At 57.1% G+C, this 1365-nt stretch carries 4 protein-coding genes; 1 reads left to right on the top strand and 3 read right to left on the bottom strand.

What is annotated here, in order from left to right; translation table 11 throughout:
• Positions 1-119 precede the first annotated feature (119 nt).
• A complete protein-coding gene (locus ABT116_RS46655) occupies positions 120-269 on the top strand; it encodes a PspC domain-containing protein (RefSeq protein ID WP_020968875.1) in 150 nt (49 codons plus the stop codon).
• Between the two features lie 94 nt (positions 270-363).
• Here the strand turns inward: ABT116_RS46655 and ABT116_RS46650 are convergent, their stop codons facing one another.
• The 3 genes from ABT116_RS46650 to ABT116_RS46640 all read right to left on the bottom strand — a co-directional run.
• Positions 364-507, bottom strand: coding sequence for a hypothetical protein (locus ABT116_RS46650; RefSeq protein WP_003941503.1), 144 nt, complete (start codon positions 505-507; stop codon positions 364-366).
• 63 nt (positions 508-570) lie between these two features.
• The gene (locus tag ABT116_RS46645; RefSeq protein WP_003941513.1) at positions 571-846 is read right to left on the bottom strand and encodes a hypothetical protein; all 276 of its coding nucleotides are present in this window, start codon (positions 844-846) and stop codon (positions 571-573) included.
• Positions 847-968: 122 nt separating this feature from the next.
• On the bottom strand, positions 969-1365 hold a 397-nt coding region (locus ABT116_RS46640), incomplete at its 5' end, for a hypothetical protein (RefSeq protein WP_351647330.1).

Genomic DNA, 1365 nt, shown 5'->3' with positions numbered 1-1365 from the left:
GTCAAGGCCCGTGCCAACACCGACAAGGCGGCCGACGCCTTCGACGAGGCCGTCAAGAACATGCCCGACCGGCCGGGCCAGACACACCTCGCCCCTTCACCCGTTCCAACGACAAGAAAATGTTCGCCGGAGTGTGCGGCGGAATTGCAGATTACTTCGGCGCCGACGTCAATCTTGTCCGTCTACTCGCCGTTATCGCCGCTATTTGCACGGGTGGAACCGCGGCTTTGGTATATCTCGCCGCCTGGATGCTCATGCCGTTAGGTTGAGAATTCCGGCAATTGACATGGCGAGAATTACGCGCCGACAAAAAGGTATTTCGGGGCCTACGCGCCAACACGAGCAGGCCCCGAAATCGACAATCTACTTGGCGGCCTTCAACTCTCCACCGCTGAGCGCAGCGAGGGCCTCGAGACCCTTGACGGCCAGGCCACTGACGCTGCCCAACCCCTGACCGATGATCGCACCGACTGAGCCGGCAGCGTCCATGACAGATCCTTCAAGCATGACGTTCTCCTTTAGATGTTCAGTGGTTCACTTGGGACGAGCAAATGACGCCGATCAGAAAACTCAGGGAACGACAGGCGGCGTAAAGCTGAGGGTGTCGAGAGATCCGAAGATTCCACCGGCGGTGTCAGCCAGTGAACCGAAGAGGTTTGCACCGACATTGTCCAAGCCCAGCAGCATTGTCAGCAAAGCCTGCATCGGTGCACCGTCCCCATTCGGACCACCGAGAATATCCATCAACGAACCCATGTTCAGCTCCTCGCGTAGGTGATTCTTTTTACCGTCGGTGACGATTATCGAACCAGTCCGGCGGTAGACACTCGACGTGTCGACAGTCACATTAATCCGCGAGATAACGACTCGATACCACTACGGACAATTACCTTAATTAGGACGAATTCGACAGAAATTTCCCGAACACAAATCGTCGATTCACCACAAGTTCCGACGCAAGTTACTCTTTATCGTTCGACTACCTCACGATTTTGGTCAGAAACTGCCTGCAGAAGCGTCGTGAACCCCACCCGCAACAGTTCGACATAGTGCTCGATATCCGGCATCGTCTCTCGCGAGACGATGACATTGAGCGTCAGAGAACCTCCACGCGCGGCAATGAGGAAGTGGCGCAGAATGTCTCCGTCGACCGGCGCCTGCCCGCCGAGAACTGCCACCGCCGGCGTACCTTCGAAAACATTGCCGTCGACCGATACCGGGACATTGCTGATCGTCGTGTTCTGAATGACCTTGTGCGAAGGGTCCAGCTTGTTGAGCCGACGCGAGAGACCGGTGAGTCTGAGCAGAGCCGCAGGCGAGGTTTCGATGCGTGTGCCGTAACGACGGACGGCTGGGTGCGAACTC

This window comes from Streptomyces sp. NPDC002130, assembly GCF_040296465.1.
GTDB lineage: Bacteria > Actinomycetota > Actinomycetes > Streptomycetales > Streptomycetaceae > Streptomyces.
Note: the sequence above shows the minus strand (reverse complement) of the source record. Positions and strands in the feature narration are given on the sequence as shown.

Bases quoted from the DNA above. Each gene is read 5' to 3' on its own strand.
- ABT116_RS46655 (WP_020968875.1), top strand. From the start codon at position 120: ATGTTCGCCGGAGTGTGCGGCGGAATTGCAGATTACTTCGGCGCCGAC.
- ABT116_RS46650 (WP_003941503.1), bottom strand. From the start codon at position 507: ATGCTTGAAGGATCTGTCATGGACGCTGCCGGCTCAGTCGGTGCGATC.